Here is a 19,705-nt window from a genome sequence, read left to right as displayed (position 1 = left end):
GATGAGCGGGGTTCGTGCGACAATGGAGGCCGGATCAAATCCCCCCAAACGGCATCCGCCCATGAAAACCCTGCGCTCCCTTCTCCCCCTCGCGGCCACGCTCGCGGCGGTCGGTCTCACGAGCCCGCTGGTCGCGACCAACGGCATGAACATGGAAGGCTACGGCCCCATCGCCACGGCGATGGGCGGCACCTCCATGGCCTTCGACAACGGCACCGCCGCCGTCATCAACAACCCGGCCACGCTCGGCCTCATGGCTGAGCGCGCCCGCCTCGATGTCGCCATCGGCATCCTCGGGCCTGACATCACGGCGACCAACCCCGCCGGAGCGAAGGCTGATTCGGAGCTCACGGCGTTCTACATGCCGGCCTTCGGCTACGCGCGGCGCTCGGGCGACCTCACTTATGGCCTCGGCATCTTCGGCCAGGGCGGCATGGGCTGCCAATACGACGCGAATTCCTGGCGCGGCCTCGGCTTCGGCCTCGAGAATCGCACCGAGGTCTCCGTCGGCCGCGTCATCGCCCCGATCGTCTGGAAGGTGAACGACCGCCTCCACGTCGCCGCCACCGCCGATTTCCTGTGGGCCGGCATGGACCTCAAGATGGCCATGAGCGGCACGCAGTTCTTCGACCTCGTGATGCCAACCAGCCAGCAATTCGGCCGCGCCTCCGGCACGATCGTCCAGAGCTTCAGCGGCATGATGGCCACGCTGCCCGCCGGCACGAACGTCGACTACGCGTATTTCAACTTCTCCAACGGCAACGCGATGACCGGCGAGGCCAAGGGCTACGGCTACGCCGGCAAGATCGGCGTCCTTTACCAAGCCTCCCCGCAACTCACCCTCGGCCTCACCTACCACACCAAGTCTTCGCTCAGCGACCTCAAGACGAGCCGCGCCGCGATGAGCTTCCAGCTCAACGTCCCCGGCATGGGCCGCATGGCGCAGACGCTCAACGGCGAGATGAAGGTGAACAATTTCGAGTGGCCCGCCATGCTCGGCGCCGGCCTCGCCTACCGCCCGAACGAGCGCTGGCTCATCGCCGCCGACCTCCGCCAAATCTACTGGGCGAGCGTCATGAACCAGTTCGCGATGACCTTCACCGCGTCGTCCGCCGCCAGCAACGGCAACTTCGCCGGCCAGCAGCTCAGCGCCGTGCTCTTCCAGAACTGGGACGACCAGCTCGTCGCGCAGCTCGGCGCCGCCTACCAGGCGACCGACAAGCTCACGCTCCGCTTCGGCGGCGCGGCCTCGAGCGACCCGATCCCGGACAAGTTCCTGAACTGCCTCTTCCCGGCCACGATCGAACGCCACCTGATGGTCGGCTTCGGCTGGAAGTTCGACGAGCGCTCCAGCCTCGACTTCTCGTTCACCCACGGCTTCGAGGTCGGCAAGACCAACGGCTACGGCATCCACATCACGCACGGGCAGAACAACGCCCAGCTGATGTATAGCTACCGCTTCTGACGCCGCCTCCCCACCCGCGCTCAACGAAAAACCCGCCATGAAAAACTTCGTGATCCTCGGCGCCGGCACCGCTGGCACCATCATGGCCAACAAACTGGCCCGCGCGCTGCCCTCCTCCGGGTGGCGCATCACCGTGGTCGATCGCGACAACGACCACCCTTACCAACCCGGCTTCCTCTTCGTGCCGTTCCACGGCTACGAACCGCAGGACCTCGTCAAATCCCGCCGCAAGACGCTGCACCCGCGCGTGGATTTCGTCGAAGCGCTCATCGAGCGCATCGAACCCGACCACAACCGCGTGCACCTCAAGGGCGGCCACGTGCTCGCCTACGACTTCCTCATCATCGCCACCGGCACCCAGCCCGTGCCCGCGCAGAACGAGGGCATGCTGGGCGACGAGTGGCACAAGTCCGTCGGCGAGTTCTACACGCTCGAAGGCTGCACCGCGCTCCAACGCCAGCTCGACCAGTTCAAGGGCGGCCGCCTCGTCGTGAACATCGCCGAGATGCCGATCAAGTGCCCCGTCGCGCCGCTCGAGTTCGCCTTCCTCGCCGACTCGTATTTCCGCGCCAAAGGCATGCGCGACAAAGTCGAGATCGACTACGTCACGCCGCTCCCGGCCGCGTTCACCAAGCCGAAGGCCGCGGAACTGCTCGGCGACTTCCTGGACAAACGTCGCATCCACCTCACCGCCGACTTCGCCCTCGGTCGCGTCGATCAGGAGGCGAAGAAGATCCACTCCTGGGACGAGCGCGAGGTCGCCTACGACCTGCTCGTGACGGTGCCCACCAACATGGGCGATCCCGTCATCGGTGCTTCCGGCATCGGCGACGAGCTCAACTACGTCCCGACCGACAAGCACACGCTCGTCTCCAAGGTCGCGCCCAACATCTTCGCTCTCGGCGATGCCACCGACCTGCCCTCCTCGAAAGCCGGTTCGGTCGCGCACTTCCAAGCCGACGTGCTGATGGAAAACATCCTCAGCGTCGTGGCCGGCAACGCGCCCGAGGCGAAGTTCGACGGCCACGCCAACTGCTTCATCGAGTCCGGCGACGGCAAGGCGCTGCTCATCGACTTCAGCTACGACGTCGAGCCGCTGCCCGGCCACTACCCGCTCCCGCACGTTGGCCCGATGTCGCTGCTCAAGGAGACGCGCCTGAATCACTTCGGGAAACTCATGTTCCGCTGGGTCTATTGGAACATGCTCCTCCCCGCGCGCCCCATGCCCGTCGGCCACGCCTTCAGCATGAGCGGCAAGAAAACCACCGCCGCGTGAGCCGCGCTCCTCTTCGTCTCTCAACTCTCATCACTCAATTTTCAACCACACCACCCGCCATGGCCATCCGCACCATCAACAACAAGCCCATCGACTTCGACGCCGAGGGTTTCATGATCAACTACAAGGACTGGGACGCCACCATCGCCCAAGCCCTCGCCACCGAGGAAGGCATCGCCGCCCTCACCGAACGGCACTTCGTCGTGCTGAATTACATGCGCAAGGAATTCGAGACGAAGGGCGACGGTCCCTCGATGCGCAAGCTCACCAAGGAAAGCGGCGTGCCAACGAAGGAGCTCTACGAGCTCTTCCCCGGCGGCCCCGCCAAGAAGGCCGCGAAGATCGCCGGCATCAAAAAGCCCCACGGCTGCATCTGAGCGATTCGCTCTCGTTCCTCGTTCTCTTTCTCGTTCTCCCCGCCTCGAAGCGCACCGCCGATCTCCGGGAGAATGAGAACGAGTAAGAGAACGAGAACGATTCACTCCGCCCTATCCCCCGCTCTCAGCTCTAGACTCTCAGCTCTCAGCTTCCCATCCCCATGTCCTCACCCGAAAAAATCAAAAAGGTCTCGATCATCGTCTCGCGCGGCTCGCTCGACGGCGTTTATCCCGGCCTCATCATGGCCAACGGCGCCCGCATGGAGGGCATCGAGGCCAACCTCTTCTTCACCTTCTTCGGCCTCTACGCTGTCCTGAAAAAATACCAGGACACGCTCAAGATCTCCACTGTCGGCAACCCCGCGATGCGCATCCCCGACGCGAAAGGTTTTCCTTTGCCCACCATTCTCGGCGCCGTCCCCGGCATGTCCGCCTTCGCGACGAAAATGATGCAGAAGGAAATGGAGGCGCTCGATATCCCGCCCGTCAGCGAGTTCACGCAAATGATCTCCGACGCCGGCGGCCACCTCTACGCCTGCAAGGCCACGGTCGACATGTTCCACCTCACGAACGACGACTTCGTGCCGCACATGGAAAAAGTTCTCACCGTCGGCGATTTCTACGAATTGGCCGCGGGCGGCCAGATCATCTTCACCTGAGCGCAGGTGGGTAGGCGCGGCGTTCACGCGCCGCGCCCACATGGCGGGCCCCGTCGACTCCCGTCGGCGGGGCCTTACCGTTTTCACTCTGCGCATCCGTTGCGCTTTCTTGGCCCCGTAGGCAAAGTGCCGCGCCGGGTGTATACTTTCCCCATGAAGCACTACCCCTACCCCGCGGTGCTCGTCGGCCTGTGCGCGCTGTTATCCGCGCAAGAACCCGCGAAACCCGAAATGAAATTCTCGTGGGCGGCCGACAGCGATCCCGAAGCCGCCGCCATCAGCCAGTCGGGCGAACGTCTCATCGATCGCGTTGGCGGATCGCTGATGATGGAAGTCGAGCGCACGCTGGCGTCGAAGGGCCTTGATGAAGCCATCGAGCTGCTGCACCTCAAGACGCTCGCGCCGCCGAAACCCGTCGCCGGCAAACCCGTCGTCACCGCGATCAAGATGACGAGCTTCCGCGTGCGCGACCCGAAGAACACGCCCGACCCGGCCGACTTCGCCGCCCTCGACCTTGTGCGCATCGCCATGCAATCCGGCGAATCGCCGCCGAAGCTGATCGTGCAAAAAGTGGATAAGCCCGGCGCACCGCTCGAGTGGCGCGTCTACCGCCCCATCGCCGTGAATCCGAAATGCCTGCTCTGCCACGGCTCCACCGAGTCGCTGCAGCCCCAGGTGCAACACATGCTCGAGCGGCTTTACCCGGAGGACAAAGCGACCGGCTACCAAGCCTGGGAATGGCGCGGCCTCATCCGCGTCTCCTACGAAAACCCGCCACCCGCCGCCACGCCCACGCCGCCGAAGACAGACTGAGCCTCTTGCCCCGCGCGCGAATCCGCGCAAGCTGAGGGCATGCTCAAGTCCCTCGCTGCCCTCTTCCTGCTCGGCGCCCTGACCCTCTGCGGCGCCGAAGTCGCCCGCATCACTCCCGCCGAGGCCGCGAAACTCGTCGCCGACGGCAAAGCCACGCTCGTCGACGTCCGCGAGCCGGCCGAGTGGTTCCAGACCGGCGTTGCCGCGCCCGCCGTGCTGCTGCCGCAGAGCGATTTCGAGAACGCGCAGTTCGAGTGGAAGCCCTTCCTCGCCAAAGCCGCGAAGGACAAGACGCTCATCCTCTACTGCCGCTCCGGCAAACGCGCCGGCAACATCGGCGCGGCCCTCGCGGAAAAAGGCTACCAGGTCGCCAACGCCGGCGGCCTGAAGGAGTGGATCGACGCCGGCCTGCCGGTGCGCCAGCTCGAGACCAAGAAATGAGGTGCGCGTGAGCGAGTTTTTCGCGGAGCCCGAAGCCGCCGCGCTGCCGCCCGACGACGGTCAGCCCTGCGGGAGCGATTGCCGGTTCGCACGGACGATCCGCACCGATCCGTTTGCCGAAGAGTGGCTCTGGTGCACGCATCCCGCCCGTGCCACGCGCCTCGTCCACCCCGGCCGCCCGTGCGAACGCTACGCGCCGGGCGAACGCGGCTCCGTTGCTCTTCCGCCTTCCTGGGCGTGAGCCTCCGACGGGTTCAACAACCGCGACGCTGGCGGCGCACCACCAGCGCGCCAAGAGCGCCGAGGCCGAGGATCAAAGCGTAAGTGGAAGGCTCCGGCACCGCAGTCAGCGTGTAGCCCATGTCGGTGAGCATGCCCATCTCGATGGCGCTGAGGGTGCGAATGCCAGGCCCGAAGCTCGTGGCGGCATTCATCATCAGCTGATTCGAACCGGTGAAATAGTTGTCCGCCGTGTGGCTGCCGCTGCTGCCGCCTTCCCACGTGCTCGGCGAGTAGATCGGAACAGGATTGTTCGAGTTGGCCGCCATCGCGTTGGATCCGCTGAAGAACATGCCGTTGGCCGCGTAGCTCGGAGGCGTGCCGCCGCCGGTGAGCACGGAATCAGGCCCGATCCACGCGAACGTGGTTTGGTTGATCAACGGGCTGCCCGCGCCGGCGTTGGTCGTGAGGAACTGGTCGAACGTCGTCCAGTTGGTGCCGGTATTCGTGCCGGAGGCGCCGACGTAGCTCAGGATGCCGAAGGAGTGCAGCAACTCGTGCATCGCGGTGCTCTTGAAATCGTATTCGGAGCCGCCGACGGTGCCGGAGATGTTCCAGGAGTGGGCCCAGTTCCAGTTGATGGTGCCGTCCGCCGACGTGCCGTTGGCGTCCGAGCCCATGATGATCTTGTTCTGCACCACGGTGCGGAAAAATCCCGCGCCATCCGAAACCAACACGCTGCCCGCGCTCGCCAGCGTGTTCGAACCGCTGCTGTTCTCCGAGTTCACGGTGAAAGTCAGGTTCACCGGACCGGAAACGGCGAAATAGGACGCCAGCGTGTTCGCCGCATCCTGCAACGCGGCCTGCCGCGCGGCGCCGGAAGTGGGGTCGTTGAAACCCACTCCGGGATTTTGGAAATCAAACGAGAACGTGAGCTGCGCTTGGGCAGAGATCGCGAGAAGGGCGCTGCCCGCCAGCGCCAGGAACGGAGTGAAGAATCGGCTGTTCATTGCGTGTGTGTGCTTCGCCAGATAGACCTCACGAAACCGCGGTCAAAATGAAACCCGCTTTTGTCGTCGAAAAACGACAACCTGACGCCCTTCTGCCACGTGCCAGGGCACGCTCGGTCACACCACGCGCCACCGCACTGCGCGAGGCGTGCCCGACGATCCGTCGTCTAATCTTGCGCGCCCAAACGCCAGAGTTCGGCCAAGCGGCCGGAGGTGCGCGCCTGTGTCGTCGACGCACCTGCGGGATTACGACCGAAAAACACCTGGTTGGCCTGTGCGGGGTGAAAATCCTGCACTCTTTCAAGCACGACCACACCGTTGAATTTCACTTCAAGCCGGCGACGTCGCGCGTCGTTGGCCGGGAGCTTTAGCTCCTCCGGGTAAAGCGAACCCATGCGAATCTCGAAGCGGTGCACCTGCGCGAAATCCACTTCGATCGGCGGCGTCTCCGGTCCTCCGTAGCCCCAGTGGTCCAAGCCGAACGTGACGTGGCGATCGTCGACGTAGCGAATCCAAACCGTATCCGCCTTTCCCGTTTCACCGGTCTGCACAAGGGGTTCGGTCCAATTCGGCGGCACACCGGTCGGCATCCAGAACTTGAACGCCACTGGCCCGGGTGCACGGGCCTGCTCCGGTGTGGGCGCCGAAAGCGTGCGCTGCCGCAGTATCTCCCCCGTGAACCGGCTGCCAAACGCCTGCACATAGGGACTGTAACCGATGAAACGTGTCTGCGGAGCTGCGTCGTAGCCAGCGACCTTGCCGCGCAGCACTTCGCGATCATCGAACATCAACCGGAGCTCGTCACGCGACGCCAGCAGCGCCGCTCCCTCGGCCGATTCCCAATAGGCGTGCTCCGCCGGCGGATAGAGCGAGCGGAACTGCAGCGTGATCGTGTGCTCGCGCGCGTAGTCGACCTTGATCATCTCGCTGATCGGGCCGCCGTAGTTGGTGTGCTCGATTCCGAAACGCACGGTGTCCGGGCTCACGTATTCGATCCAGAGGTAATCCGCTTCGTTCGGCGTGCCCGTGACGAGATACGGCTCCGCACGCCGCGTGGTAAACGGCGGTAGCTTCACCGTCAGTTCCAGCGGCCCGGAGCGCACCCCGCGCAACGTCTCGACGGCTGCCACCGGCCAATTGAAGAACCTCGCCAAGCTCTCATACGATAGGGGATCGCGCAACCGCAGCAGCCCGAGGTGCTCGCAACTGGAGAAGAAAATGAATGCCGCCGAAAACACCGTCGCCGCCACCCACACCGCGCGCCCGAGCCAGCGCCACGCCCTTGCTGCTCTGCTTAGCGAGTGATCGATCGCCAACGCGCCGGCCGCCGCGAGCAACACCAGCGGCGGCACGAAGTCCACGAAGTAGCGATTGCACGCCCCGCCGAACATCATGACCGTCGCGCCCGCGATCGCCGAATACACGCCCGCCGCGAAGACAAACCAGCGCCACGACGCCCTCGCCTCGCCCCGGTCACCGAGCCACGGAGCCAGCAACGCCAGCCACACGAACGACGTGTTTGTCAGCAGCCCGAACATGCTCTCAACGCCGAGCTGTCCCGCCGGCGGCGGCGGGATCTCGATGCCGCGCACGAACGGAAAATACTGAAACCAGCGCACCGGCTCCCAGAGGTAGAGCCGCAGGTGATACCAGAAGAAATTTCCACCGAAGAACGTGACCTGCGTATTGTCCACTCCCGCGAGTTGATAGCGTTGTCCAAACTCGAGCGGGTTCTCAAACCGCAGCCAGTTATAGCTCAACAGCGCGAGCCCCGCCACCGTCACCGGTAGCACCGCCGCGAGCACCAGTCGCCGCACCCCCACCCAGTCCGCGCGATCGCGTCGCCATGCGTAGAGCGCCGGCACGAGCAGCATCGCCGCACCGAGCAACACCGGCGGCCGCGCGCCAATGGCCAACCCGTAGAATGCGCTCGCGATCACCGTCCAGCCCGTGCGGTCGCTCGGCCAATGGATCGCCCGCCAGATCGCGACAAGGGCCAGCAACACGAACACCGCCGCACACGTGATCGGCACTTCCCACACATCCGGCCGGCGCAATACGATCGGGATCGTGTTCACAAACCCCAGCCCGATCACCGCGAAGAACATGGTCCACGCTCCCGCCCGCGGGAAATACCGTCGCCGAATCGCGCACAACAATCCGACGGAAATTAGAAACGCCGCCGAGCCGAAGACTGCCACCGCCTGCCGGTGCCAAAGGTATTCGCCGGTGATCGCCACGTAGGGCCAGAACAGGACCAGCGCCGGTGTCGGCCCAAAGTAGAGGTAGTATTTCCCCTTGTAGTAAGTGGCGTCGTGCAGCCGATACGGCGCGTTTTCCAGCGGGTCGTAGGGATTCTTCAGCTTCGCCATTTCGGGCGCCGGATCGCCCGCGAGATACAAATGTCCGGAACGAAATCCGTCCACGAGCCGGTTGTAGTAGGCCGTTTTCGCGCTATGCCGGCCGAGCAGTTGCGAAATCGCCGGTGCCTGAATCCAGAAGTAGAGCCAGACCATCGCGCCGCTCGCGACTGCCACCAAAAACCAACGCAGGTATTTTTGTCCCGCCGTTTCCGTCACCTTCATTCCTTCCATTCGAACAATCGTTTAGCGGTGATCACGCAGACGCAATCCTCGCCGTCCTGCGTCGGCAGCCAATGCGGGTCTAGCTCCGCCAGCTTCGCCGCCAGCGCCGCCTTTGCCTGACCGACCTCGAGCGTCACGATGCCGTGCGGCTGCAGGCGCTCGCGGGCCTGCCGCAGGAGCTTGCGCACGATGTCGAGCCCGTCCGCACCGCCGTCGAGCGCCATGGCCGGCTCTTTCCGGAATTCCTCCGGCAAGCCCTTCATCTCGCGCGACGGCACGTAAGGCGGGTTCGAGAGGATGACGTCGTATTTCACGACCGGCACCGCATCGAAGACATCCGAGCGGTGCAGCTTGATGCGCGCGCCGAGTTCGTTTTGCGCGAAATTGAAACGAGCCACCGCCGCGGCATCCGGCGAGAGTTCGATCGCATCGACCTTCGCCTCGGGGAAACGGTCCGCGAGCAACACCGCGAGACAACCGCTGCCGGTGCAGACGTCGACGACGCGCTTCACCGGCTTCTTGGCCGGCAGCCATTGCGGAATCGCCTCCGGCAACAGCTCGACGAAATACGAACGCGGGATGATCACGCGCTCATCGACGTAAAATTTGTGCCCGCCCAACCAAGCCTCGCGCGTAAGGTAGGCCGCCGGCGTGCGCTCGTCGATGCGCCGGCGGAAAACCTCCGCGAGCGCCGCCGCCTGCTCGGGCGTGGCCTTGCGGCGCAGCACGCTGCGCGGGCTTTCGAGCGGCAAACCGAGCGTGTGCAGCAGGAGATAGAGCGCCTCGTCGTGCGCGTTGTCCGCGACCTGGCCGAGCGCGACGCTTTGCCGGTCATAGCGCCGCACGGCCCAATCGAGCCATTCTCCGACGGTCTGCGGACGCGTGGACATCGTTCAGCTCTTTTTGCCGCCGCGGTGCTCCGAGCAGTAGCACTTGTCGTCGTCGCCGTAGCGGAAGTCCTCCATCGGATGCGTGAGCTCGGTCTTGCCGCACACGACGCAGCGGTGGCGCGGCTCGCGCTCTTCCGTCCGCGCGGCGGCGGCGCGGGCCTGATGCTCCATGCGGCGGCGGCCGGTTTTGATCCGTTGCACGATGTCGCTGGAGAAAAAGAGCAGGAAGTTCCCGATCGCGGCGAGCGTCGCCAGCTTCACCGGCCACGGGCCGAAGATGATCGCGTAGCCGTAGAAGAGCCATTGCAGCAGGGCGAGCCACTTGATCTTCACCGGCAGGATGAAGAACAGCATCATCTCGAAATCCGGATTCAGGAACGCGAACGCGAGGAACACGCTGCCGGCCAGGAAGAGGTTGATCGCATACGTCCCCGGGAAAAGGAACGCCACGCCGGCCGTGAGCGCCCAGCCGGTGAACACGAAGAGGTTGTAGCGAAACACGCCCCAGTAGCCCTCGAGCGCGCTGCCCATCATCCAGAACAGATACCACGCAAACGCGATGAACACCGGGTGCGAGCTCGGCGGATAAAACAGGAACGACACCAACCGCCAGAACTCTCCCTGGCGCACCGCGAGCGGCAGCAGGGCGATGCGCTCGAGATCGAAATACCCGAGAAAGCTGACGCTCCAGAAGAAGACCTGGCCGATCACCAGGTAGAGCGAGAGGTTGGGAATCGCGAAGCGCCCGAGCGTGCGTTCGAGGCGATTGAGCAAAGACATGCGTGGGACTTGCCAGTCCGGCCCGCCGCGCGCAAGCGCCGAGCGGCGTCATGGAAACTCGCCGCTTATTTCGCGGGTTTGGCCGCAGCGGTCGCGGCGAGCGCGTCGATGAGCTTCTGCTTTTCGTCCGTCAGCTTCAGGTCCGTCACCTGGTCGAGCAACATGCGGGCCTCATCCCGCCGGTCGAGCTTCACGAGGACATTGGCGCGCTGGAGCTTTATCAGCTGGCGCATCGATTCGGTCGTGGCGCGGCCGCCGAGTTTTTCCCAAACCGCCAGCGCCTCGTCCCAGCGCGGCGGATCGATTTCGTAGTAGGCCTTCGCGTGCTGGTAGGCGAGCGAGAGGTCGGCGGGCGCGAGGTCCGCCGCGCGCTGGAACGCCTCGAGCATAGCCTTGTCGAGCGCCGCGCGCGTCCAGGTGCCTTCGTGCAGGAAGTCGTCACGGGCTGCCAGCAAGAGCTGCCCGAGGTGGAAGTGGTAGAGCGGCTCGTTCGGCGCGAGGTCGATCGCCGAGGTGAGATACGGCAGCGCCTCGAGGGGCTTGCCGTCCTCGGCGAGATGCTTCGCGAGCTGGTTTTTCACCAGCGGGATGTTCGGGTCGAGCTTGTTGGCCTTCAGCAGCATCGCGACCGCCGCCTTGGTCATGTCGATCTTGCCGAGAAACACGCCGTAGGCGACGTAGCCGGGCGTGAAATCCGGGTTCTTCTGGATGAACACGTCGTAGCTGCTCGCGATGCCTTTCGCCTCGCCGGCGAAGCGCGCCTCGTCGAGCTGGTCGCCCTCCTTTTCGGCGCGTTCGAAGAGCTGCTTCTGCCGCTCGACGATTTCCTTCAGGGATTTTTCGGCCAGCGTCTCGGCCGCGAACGACGGCACGACGCACACAGCCAGCAGGGCGCACAGGGCAAGGAGACGATGGGACACGCGGCAGTAGGACACAGACGGCGGATATTCGTTCAATGCTGCGGCGGTTTTACGTCCGCGGGCGACGTTTTTCTAAACCTTGGCCCCGAGCCGGCGCGCCGCCGCGACGACGTCCGCCGGCATCTCCACGGGCGCAATGAAACCGCGCGCAGGGTAAGTCGCCAATCGCTCGAACTCGCCCGCGACCTGCGCGCGCAGCGCCAAGCCGTGGCGCGCGTAGAGCGTCTCCTCTTCCGCCAGCGACCGCGTCGCACACGCGCCGGCCACCTGCACCGCCGGCCAATGCCGCCGCACCGTCGCCAGCGCCCGCCGCAAGCGGCAGGGCGTCGCCACGACGATCGCGGAACGCAACCCCTCGCCCGGCTGCAAATCCGGCCGCTCCGCGGCGAGCGCGGCAGTCGTGAAAGCGAGATTCTCGCCCGTGTTGGTCGAACGCGTTTCGAGCAGCACGATCCGCGCCTCCGCTGTCGGCCAGTGTCGCCGCACTTCGTCGCGAAACTCGAGCGCCTCCGCTTGGGCGAAATCGCCGCTGCCCGCGCCGACGCCGCCGGAGAACACGATCCAGCGCGCCCGCCCCGCCAGCGCCAGCTCCGCGCAGACCCGCGGAATCGCGCGGTCTAAATGACCGAGGCCCAACACGACGTCCGCCGGCGCGGCCGGCAGCGCGTCCGCCGCGGCGAGATACGCGAACGCGATCTCGAAGGCGCGGGAATCGGCAGCGGCAGACATTGCGGCCATTCCACCGCGCGCGCGGCGCGACATCAATGCTGCGCACGGCGGTTTTTGCGGGCGGCGCTCACTTCGTGCTGGCGGCGCGACCTGCTTGCATACGTTCGCCGCATGTCCACCGCGCCCGCCTCGTCGCCCGCTCCCCTTGGCCGCGGCGCGCGCGTGAATCCGGCGAATCGCTTCGAGTCCATCACGGTGGAGGCCGACCCGGATTTCGCCGAGTTCGACGACCACGGCGTGCCCATCGAACGACCGCAGCCACGCACGCAGTTCTTCGACGACGCGAGCGAGACCATCCTCGCCCCGAACGACAGCCCCGACGTCGGTGCGGCCTACGGCCTGAATCCCTACCGCGGCTGCGAACACGGTTGCGCCTACTGCTTCGCGCGACCGTTCCACGACTACCTCGGCTTCAGCAGCGGGCTGGATTTCGAGACGAAGATCATGGTGAAGCGCCGCGCGCCCGAGCTGTTGCGGCGCGAGTTGAGCGCGAAGAAATGGCGCCCGCAGCCGGTCATGCTCAGCGGCGTCACCGACTGCTACCAACCCGCCGAGCGGCGCTTCCGGCTCACCCGCGCCTGCCTCGAGGTGTTCGCGGAATTCCGGAATCCCGTCGGCGTAATCACCAAAAACTTCCTCATCACGCGCGACCTCGACCTGCTCGCTGAGCTCGCCCGTTGGAGCTGCGTCGCGGCCACGGTGAGCGTCACCACGCTCGACGCCGCGCTCGCCGGCAAACTCGAACCGCGCGCCGCTCGACCCGAGCACCGCCTCCGCGCCATCCGCCTGCTCGCGGAGGCCGGCGTGCCGGTCGGCGTCAACGTCGCCCCGGTGATTCCCGGCCTCACCGACCACGAGTTGCCCGCCATCCTCGAGGCCGCGCGCGACGCCGGCGCCCGGCGCGCCAACTACATCACCTTGCGCCTACCGCACGCGGTGAAGGACGTGTTCATCGACTGGCTCGACGCGCACGAGCCGGGCAAAAAGGAGCGCGTGCTCGACCGCGTCCGCGAGATGCGCGGCGGCCAGCTCTACGATGCGCGCTTCGGTGTGCGCGGTCGCGGCGAAGGCATCTTCGCGGAGCAGCTGCGGCAAGTGTTCGCCGTCACGACGCGTCGCCTCGGCTTGAACCGCGAGGAGTTCGCGCTCTCGACCGCGCACTTCCGCCGGCCCGGCGGCACGCAGCTGGAACTGTTCTAGCGATTCAACCGAGCACCCAGTAGCTGCCCCCGGTGCCGCGGCTGCGCAGACGGAATTTGCCCCCGTGCAACACAACCGAAATGTCCTCGAGCACCGGCCCGACGTTGAAGCAATAGCCGTGGCCGAGCGTGGAAAGGTTGTATTGCGACACGTCCACGGTTTCGAGCTGCGGCGCCGTCGTCACCGGCGGGCAGATGCCCGCGCGCGGGTTGTCGTGCAGCTCGCGCGAGGCGAACAGCGCGAGGTCGTCCTTGGCCGCGTAAAGCGTGTGTCCCGCCGTGAGTCCCGGCGCGGCGACGATCTGCGCCAGTTGCCGCAGAAACTCGCGCTGCGGCACGTCGGGCGCCGCGAAAATGACCTGCCCGAGCTGGAGCCCCGGTGCCGCGCCCTGCAACGCGACTTCGTGCAGGGCCTGGAGCAGCGCGCGGTTGCCCATGCTGTGCGCGATCACATGGAGTTTGCGTCCTTGCGTCGCGGCGGTGGTGGCGAGCGTTCGCACGAATTCCTTCAAGGCCGGCACGGACTCGCGGGCGGCTTCCTCGTCGGCGAGATAGCCGGCGATCTTGCCGCGCGAGGCCCAGCTGAAGAGCGCCACCGGCAAGTCCAACTCGTAGCTCAACTGTCCCGCGCTCTCCGCCGCGCCGCGAAATGTGGTGCGAAAGCCATGGACGAACAGGAGCATGGCCGGCGCGTCCTTCAATGCATCGAGCGTGCTCGCGAGCCGCGTCCAAAATTCTTCCTCCGCCAGCGGCGTGACGCTCCCGAGTTCGAGTTCGGTTTGCTCGCGATGGATGAGGCGACCGAGCCAGCCGCGCCCCGAGCCGCCCTTCACGTAGCGCTTCGGCACGTTCACGGTGCAATAGCCGTAATGCATGCGCTCGTCGGTGGCGCCGCCATAGCCGTCGTGTTCGTAGTCCGCGTTTTCCGGCCGACGATTCGTGCCATACCACACCGGCACGATCCGTGGGTCGCTCAGCAAATCCTGCGGCAACGGTGCGGCCGGCAGCGCCGCCGCAAGGGGGACCGCATCCGCCTCCGCAAGATCGGCTGGCGGTCTTCTGAGTTTGTGAGCCACCCAATGGATCCGCGGCTTGGGCAACCCGCGCGAGAGTTCATCCGACAGCGGCGCGGTGCGGTCCCATTCGGCGAGCAGTGCGCGTCCGGCCTCGGTTAGACTGAATCCCTTTTTCCCCGCCTTCTTCACGACGACAACCGCGCCGCAATCCAGGAGCAAGGTGAGCGCGGCGCGCACTCTGGCTTTGATAATAAGGGGATCGCGGGTCACCGCCTGGGTGAGCGCGGGCAAGTTGAGCCACTCATTCTCGCTCAACGCACGCAGCATACGGTGGGACAATCGGTCGTAGCGGGGCGCTTTCATGGGAGGCATAGTGCTTCGATTGCGCTCGCGCCGACGGGCACGAGCGTGGCCCGTGACTCTCTTCTGCATCTTTCGCGTCGACGGGACAAGCGGCGAACTGGCAGGCCGCACTCCGCGCTTTCGCTTTGGCGCGAAACCGGCATCTTCCGCGCCATGGCCAACGTCTACGAAACTCTCCGTGCCGACATCGTCGCCGCCATGAAGGCGCGCGCCACCGCCCGCGCCACCGCGCTCCGCACCATGGACGCCGCGATCCAGCGCGCCGCCATGGACGCGAACAAGCCGATCGACGACGCCCTCGCCATCACGACCATCCGCAAGGCCGTGAAGAATCTCTCCGACGCGCGCACCGAGTTCGAAAAGGGCGGTCGCGCCGACCTCGTCGCTGCCAACACCGCGGAGATCGGGCACCTCGAAAAATATCTCCCGCAAGGCCTCGATCCCGCGAAGCTCGACGCGCTCATCGTCGAGGTGATCGCCGCCACCGGCGCCGCCTCGAAGAAGGAAATGAGCAAGGTCATCGGCGCGCTCAAGCAGCGCCCCGAGGCGCCGCTCATCGACTTCGCCGCCGCGAGCAAGGCCATCCAGGCCAAGCTGCCGTAAACGCTCCGCGCGACGCTTCGCGCCCACGGCGCCGCCATGGAATCGCGGCGCCGTTCACCCGCTCACGCTCCGTCGCCGCCGGTTCTCAGCGGCGGCGGGAGATTCGACCGCAACCAGTAGCCGACAATGCGCAGCGCGAGTTCCCTCTGTTCCTCGAGCCGGCTCGGCTTCACGAGGAACGAGTTCGCGCCGATCTCGTAGGCTTGCGTGACATCGGACTCGAGCGCCGACGACGTGAGGATCACCACGATCAGCCGGCGCAGCTCCGGCGTCGTGCGGATTTGCCGCAGCACCTCCAAGCCGGAAATGTAGGGCACCTTCAGGTCGAGCAGGACGACGCTCGGCAGCGGATGCTCGGTGCGGTCGCTGAAGCCGTCGCGCCCGAGCAGATAATCCATCGCCTGGCGGCCGTCGCTCGCCACGTGGAGATCGATCCCGGCAGCCACGCTGTCCAAGGCGCGCCGGAGGAAGAACACGTCGTTCTCGTCGTCTTCCACCACCAGCACGTGCGGCGTGCCGTCGTTCATCGGTGTGCGAAGTGTCATGGCGGGGCGAGGGGCGTTGAAAATTCCGCTTCGCCACCCCTGGCCACGGAGCGGATGTGCGAGGTGACGAGCCGACCCCCGCTGTGCCATGGCGTCAAGCGCGCGGCCGGGCCGAAACTACTCAGTTCGCGGCGGGACTTCCTCCCAGACCGTGCATCAGCGCACGGCGCCAAGCGAGCGCCACGATCCACGCGAGCAACATCGTGGTCACCGTGTGGCTGAGATAGTGCGCGCCTTTGAGCATCTGATACGTGCCCATATACCAACCGAATCCGAGACCGAGCGCCACGCCGATGAACCGCACGCGCCGCGACGGCCGCAGCCACGCGAGCGCGATCAGGGCGAAGCCGCCGCTGGCGTGCCCGGCGGGAAAACAATGCCCCTTCCCTTTCGGGCGATCGTCGCTCGGATAAGGTTCGCACAGCTTCACGTAAGGCACGCCGCCGCCGTAGCGCCGGATTTCCGAGGGGCAAAAGGTGTTGGTGAAATTCTTCCCGAGGCCGGCGAGCGCGGGCACTGTCGCGATCGTCGCGACCGCGACCCAGAGTCCGCGTCGCTCGAGGCGCAGCCGCTCGCGCCAGCGCCCGGGACCGAGCGCGAGCACGAGCAACGCCACGCCGGTGACGATCACGCCGATCTTCGGAATGTTGTAGAACACGGCGCGCCCGACCGGCTCGTTGCCGTCGACGATCCAGCGGTGCTGCGCGAAATCGTAGAAATGGTCCTGCAGCGCGAGGTCGACGTTGGTGAACTCGAAAATCGCGAGCGCGCCGGCGAGCAGCAGCACCGCCGGCCAGAGCGTGCGATCCAGAAATTCGGGCGCGCGGGGCGTCATGGCGCCGACGCTGGGGCTTTTTTCCGACCGAGCAAGCGCTTGAAGTCGAAGTTCACGCGCAGCTTGGCGTTGAGGCCGACGTCGTTGCCGTCGGGCCCGTGCGTGAAGCGAAAGCCGACACCGAGCAGCCATTTGCCGCGGGCGCGAAAGGTGTATTTCGGCGGGATCGTCCACACCACGCCGGGCCGCACGCCGAGCACGTAGCGGTTGCTGTCGCTCGTGAGGTTCGTCGTCTGGTAAGTCGTCTCGAGCGTGTAGGTGGTCTGGCCGCGCTCCCAGAGCACGCCGGCGGAGAGGCCGAGCGAGTCGTCGCGCAGGTCGTTTTTCTCGAGTTTGCCGATCACGTCGGTCTGCGTGACGTCGTCGTAGCCGAGCCCCCAGAACACGCGCCAGCCCGGATGCGACTGCAGTTGGCGCGACATCGTGAAGAACGGCGAAATGTGTTTCAGACCGTCGGTCACCGCGGGCGGCGGCGTGCCGAGCGGACGCGACCAATCGATGCCGACGGAGGTATCGATGCCCAGCTTGAGCGGGTCGCCGAGGCGGTATTTCGTGCCGAGGTGGATCGAGGCGAAGCCGGCTTCCTCGCCAAAATTGCCGCCTTTCAGGCCGTGGGTGAAATACGCGTCGGTCTCGGCGGTGGCCTCCCAGTTGGCCGTGAGGCCGTAGCGAATGCCGAGCGCGGTGCGGATCTCGTCGCGTTTCGTGAGATCGCCGAGATGCGGGTGCACGATCAGGCGCAGCGAACTCTTCCGCTCGGTGCCGGGCAGCGCGCTGTTGAAGATGCCTTGGATGCGCAGGTCGTCGTCGGTGGCTTTCTGGACTTTCGCCGGCTCGTTGGCGGCGGGCGCGACGGCGACGGCTTCCTCAGCGCGACCGAACGGCGCCGCGAGAGCGAGGACGAGGGCGCAGCCGAAGAGGGTTTTCATTTGCCGGCGGACTTGGCGGCGGCGCGCTTCTCTCCCTCGGCGGTGAACTTCGCCAGTTCCTCGGGCGTGAGCGCGTCGTAGAGCCCGTGCTCGTAGAGATAGTTCGCGCTCTGGTAGTAGCCGATGGCGGCTTTCTCGTTGGCCTCGTCGCGCGGAGCGGGTGTGAGTCCGCCGGTGGCGAGATCGACGGTGTAAGAGTTGGCGCCGCGCTGCGGACGGAGCACGACGAAGTGACCGCGCTCGAGGTGGCCGAGCTTCTGGTAGTTGCCGATGAGCGCGCGGGCCGTCTCGGCGGGCGCCCGGCGGACGTCGTGGCCGAAGAAGCGCGACACGTAGCTCCAGTTGAGCAGGCCGAGCAGCGTCGGCGCGTAGTCGACCTGACTCGTGAGCCCCTTGATGCGGCCGGGCGCGATGTGGCCGCCGGGCGAGTAGATGAAGAGCGGGATGTGGTAGTTCTGCACCGGCAGCTCGGCGCGGCCGGCGCTGGAGGCGCAGTGGTCGGCGACAATGACGAACACGGTGTTCTTGAACCACGGCTTCGACTCCGCGTCCTTGAGGAACTGGCCGATGGCGAAGTCGGTGTATTTCACGGCGCCGGCGCGGCCGGAGATTTTCGACGGGAGGTCGATCTTGCCCTCGGGGAAGGTGTAGGGGCGGTGATTCGACGTCGTCATGACGAAGTAGTGGAACGGCTTGCCGGCCGCGAAGGACTTGTCGGCCTCGCGCATGGTCCAGCGATAGAGGTCCTCGTCGCACGCGCCCCAGACGTTGGCGAAGGTGACGTCGGCCTCGGGGCTGTTGCGGTCGATGACGCGATAGCCGTTGTGGCCGAAAAAGTAGTTCATGTTGTCGAAGTAGCCGAAGCCGCCGTAGATGAACGCCGTCTCGTAGCCCTTCGACTGGAACACGGAGCCAAGCGTGAACATGTTCTCGTTGTTCGGCCGCTTGATCATCGATCGACCAGGCGTCGGCGGCAGCGAGAGCGTCAGCGCCTCCATGCCGCGATCGGTGCGCGTGCCGGTGGCGTAGAAATTCTCGAACACCAAGCTGTGGCGCGCGAGCGCTTCGAGGTGCGGCGTGAGCTTCGAGGCGTGGTTGAAGATGCCGACGAAGTCCGCGCTCAGGCTCTCGACCGTGATCTGGATGACGTTGGGCTTCAGCTCCGGGCCGCCGTCGTTCTGCACGTAGCGCAGGGTGTCGCGCTCGCCGGGACGGAGCAGCGTCGCGCCGTCGACGGCGAGCTTGGCCTGCACCTGCGCGAACGCCTCGTCGATCGGGAGCGTTTTGTAGAACTGCTCGTAATCGAGGATGTTGTTCTTGAACGCGGCAAAGAGCGACCAGAGGCCGTTCTTGCCGATCTCGCGGTTGAAGTTGTTTTTGAAGGCCGGCAGGCGCGTGTCGTCCTGCACCAAGCCGAATGCCAGCGCAGCGACGAACCAGATCGCGGCCGCCTTCCAGCGCCGGCCCATCGGCTCGTTCGCGTGCGCGAACCAGCGCTGCGGCCAGCCGGTGCGCGCGAGCAGCCAGACGCCGAGCGCCGCGACGGCCGCGACGCCGCCGATAATCGCGGGGAGGTTGTAGGATTCGCGGATGTTGCCGACGACCTCCGTCGTGTAGACGAGGTAGTCGACGGCGATGAAGTTGAACCGCACGCCGAACTCCTCCCAGAACGTCCACTCGGAAACCGTGCCGAAGAACAGCGCGTAGATGATCGCGAACGCCCCGATCGCCGCGAGCCAGCGCGCCCACGCCCACTCGAAGAACCGCGCCGGCAGCGCCGCGAGCAGGATCGTCAGCGGCAGCGAGGCCCACGCCGCCGCGCCGAGATCGTAGAGCACGCCCCAGAAGAATGCCGCGAGCAGCGAGGGATTCCAGACCACGTCGTGCCGCGCCTGGATGAGCAACGCCACGCGCGTGAGGAAAGCCGCGATCAGGAAGACCGCGAAGAAGATAGCGACACCGCCATGGCGGCGTGCGAGCAGTTTGGACCAACGACTCGCGCCAGCGGCGGAATCAGCGGGAGGAACGGCGGAAGGCATCAGCACAAGGGT

General features: G+C 65.9%; 20 protein-coding genes. 9 read left to right on the top strand and 11 right to left on the bottom strand.

Annotation, left to right across the window (positions count from 1 at the left end; genetic code table 11):
• Positions 1-61 precede the first annotated feature (61 nt).
• The 7 genes from HZA32_10010 (at position 62) to HZA32_09980 (ending at position 5,272) form a co-directional block, all read left to right on the top strand.
• Positions 62-1,465: an outer membrane protein transport protein gene (locus tag HZA32_10010; GenBank protein ID MBI5424417.1), complete on the top strand. Its 1,404-nt coding sequence runs from the start codon at positions 62-64 to the stop codon at positions 1,463-1,465.
• Positions 1,466-1,502: 37 nt separating this feature from the next.
• The gene (locus tag HZA32_10005) at positions 1,503-2,741 is read left to right on the top strand and encodes an NAD(P)/FAD-dependent oxidoreductase (protein ID MBI5424416.1); all 1,239 of its coding nucleotides are present in this window, start codon (positions 1,503-1,505) and stop codon (positions 2,739-2,741) included.
• Between the two features lie 59 nt (positions 2,742-2,800).
• Positions 2,801-3,118, top strand: a complete 318-nt coding sequence (locus tag HZA32_10000) for a TusE/DsrC/DsvC family sulfur relay protein (protein MBI5424415.1) — start codon at positions 2,801-2,803, stop codon at positions 3,116-3,118.
• Positions 3,119-3,279: 161 nt separating this feature from the next.
• On the top strand, positions 3,280-3,777 hold the full coding sequence (locus tag HZA32_09995; GenBank protein ID MBI5424414.1) for a DsrE/DsrF/DrsH-like family protein: 498 nt from the start codon (positions 3,280-3,282) through the stop codon (positions 3,775-3,777).
• Between the two features lie 153 nt (positions 3,778-3,930).
• Complete coding sequence (locus tag HZA32_09990) at positions 3,931-4,590, top strand: DUF3365 domain-containing protein (protein MBI5424413.1); 660 nt, start codon at positions 3,931-3,933, stop codon at positions 4,588-4,590.
• 39 nt (positions 4,591-4,629) lie between these two features.
• Complete coding sequence (locus HZA32_09985) at positions 4,630-5,031, top strand: rhodanese-like domain-containing protein (protein ID MBI5424412.1); 402 nt, start codon at positions 4,630-4,632, stop codon at positions 5,029-5,031.
• Positions 5,032-5,038: 7 nt separating this feature from the next.
• Entirely contained in the window at positions 5,039-5,272 is a 234-nt protein-coding gene (locus HZA32_09980) for a hypothetical protein (GenBank protein ID MBI5424411.1), read from the top strand.
• Positions 5,273-5,285: 13 nt separating this feature from the next.
• Here the strand turns inward: HZA32_09980 and HZA32_09975 are convergent, their stop codons facing one another.
• The 6 genes from HZA32_09975 to HZA32_09950 all read right to left on the bottom strand — a co-directional run bounded on the left by HZA32_09975 (position 5,286) and on the right by HZA32_09950 (position 12,164).
• Complete coding sequence (locus HZA32_09975; GenBank protein MBI5424410.1) at positions 5,286-5,930, bottom strand: PEP-CTERM sorting domain-containing protein; 645 nt, start codon at positions 5,928-5,930, stop codon at positions 5,286-5,288.
• Positions 5,931-6,427: 497 nt separating this feature from the next.
• The gene (locus HZA32_09970) at positions 6,428-8,845 is read right to left on the bottom strand and encodes a hypothetical protein (protein MBI5424409.1); all 2,418 of its coding nucleotides are present in this window, start codon (positions 8,843-8,845) and stop codon (positions 6,428-6,430) included.
• Positions 8,842-9,735 (bottom strand): 50S ribosomal protein L3 N(5)-glutamine methyltransferase, encoded by an 894-nt coding sequence (prmB, locus tag HZA32_09965; protein MBI5424408.1) that lies wholly within the window; start codon positions 9,733-9,735, stop codon positions 8,842-8,844. The genes HZA32_09970 and prmB overlap by 4 nt, the downstream gene beginning before the upstream one ends.
• 3 nt (positions 9,736-9,738) lie before the next feature.
• Positions 9,739-10,515 (bottom strand): hypothetical protein, encoded by a 777-nt coding sequence (locus HZA32_09960; protein ID MBI5424407.1) that lies wholly within the window; start codon positions 10,513-10,515, stop codon positions 9,739-9,741.
• Between the two features lie 65 nt (positions 10,516-10,580).
• On the bottom strand, positions 10,581-11,435 hold the full coding sequence (locus tag HZA32_09955) for a hypothetical protein (GenBank protein MBI5424406.1): 855 nt from the start codon (positions 11,433-11,435) through the stop codon (positions 10,581-10,583).
• A 72-nt stretch (positions 11,436-11,507) separates the two neighbouring features.
• On the bottom strand, positions 11,508-12,164 hold the full coding sequence (locus HZA32_09950) for a YdcF family protein (GenBank protein ID MBI5424405.1): 657 nt from the start codon (positions 12,162-12,164) through the stop codon (positions 11,508-11,510).
• Between the two features lie 111 nt (positions 12,165-12,275).
• Between HZA32_09950 and HZA32_09945 the strand changes: the two genes are divergently transcribed.
• A complete protein-coding gene (locus HZA32_09945; protein MBI5424404.1) occupies positions 12,276-13,364 on the top strand; it encodes a PA0069 family radical SAM protein in 1,089 nt (362 codons plus the stop codon).
• 4 nt (positions 13,365-13,368) lie between these two features.
• Here the strand turns inward: HZA32_09945 and HZA32_09940 are convergent, their stop codons facing one another.
• Positions 13,369-14,742, bottom strand: a complete 1,374-nt coding sequence (locus HZA32_09940; GenBank protein ID MBI5424403.1) for an alpha/beta fold hydrolase — start codon at positions 14,740-14,742, stop codon at positions 13,369-13,371.
• A 153-nt stretch (positions 14,743-14,895) separates the two neighbouring features.
• Between HZA32_09940 and HZA32_09935 the strand changes: the two genes are divergently transcribed.
• On the top strand, positions 14,896-15,345 hold the full coding sequence (locus HZA32_09935; GenBank protein ID MBI5424402.1) for a GatB/YqeY domain-containing protein: 450 nt from the start codon (positions 14,896-14,898) through the stop codon (positions 15,343-15,345).
• A 62-nt stretch (positions 15,346-15,407) separates the two neighbouring features.
• Here HZA32_09935 and HZA32_09930 read toward each other — a convergent pair whose 3' ends face one another.
• From HZA32_09930 to HZA32_09915, 4 genes are all read right to left on the bottom strand, one after another.
• Entirely contained in the window at positions 15,408-15,872 is a 465-nt protein-coding gene (locus HZA32_09930) for a response regulator (GenBank protein ID MBI5424401.1), read from the bottom strand.
• A 139-nt stretch (positions 15,873-16,011) separates the two neighbouring features.
• Positions 16,012-16,725 carry a phosphatase PAP2 family protein gene (locus HZA32_09925; protein MBI5424400.1) on the bottom strand — a complete coding sequence of 238 codons (714 nt, stop codon included), beginning with the start codon at positions 16,723-16,725 and terminating at the stop codon, positions 16,012-16,014.
• Positions 16,722-17,654 carry a hypothetical protein gene (locus HZA32_09920; GenBank protein MBI5424399.1) on the bottom strand — a complete coding sequence of 311 codons (933 nt, stop codon included), beginning with the start codon at positions 17,652-17,654 and terminating at the stop codon, positions 16,722-16,724. The genes HZA32_09925 and HZA32_09920 overlap by 4 nt, the downstream gene beginning before the upstream one ends.
• Positions 17,651-19,693 carry a sulfatase-like hydrolase/transferase gene (locus HZA32_09915; GenBank protein MBI5424398.1) on the bottom strand — a complete coding sequence of 681 codons (2,043 nt, stop codon included), beginning with the start codon at positions 19,691-19,693 and terminating at the stop codon, positions 17,651-17,653. The genes HZA32_09920 and HZA32_09915 overlap by 4 nt, the downstream gene beginning before the upstream one ends.
• Between the last annotated feature and the right edge of the window lie 12 nt (positions 19,694-19,705).

This window comes from Opitutia bacterium (genome assembly GCA_016217545.1).
Taxonomy (GTDB): domain Bacteria; phylum Verrucomicrobiota; class Verrucomicrobiia; order Opitutales; family Opitutaceae; genus Didemnitutus.
This window is presented reverse-complemented; position numbering and strand designations above follow the sequence as displayed.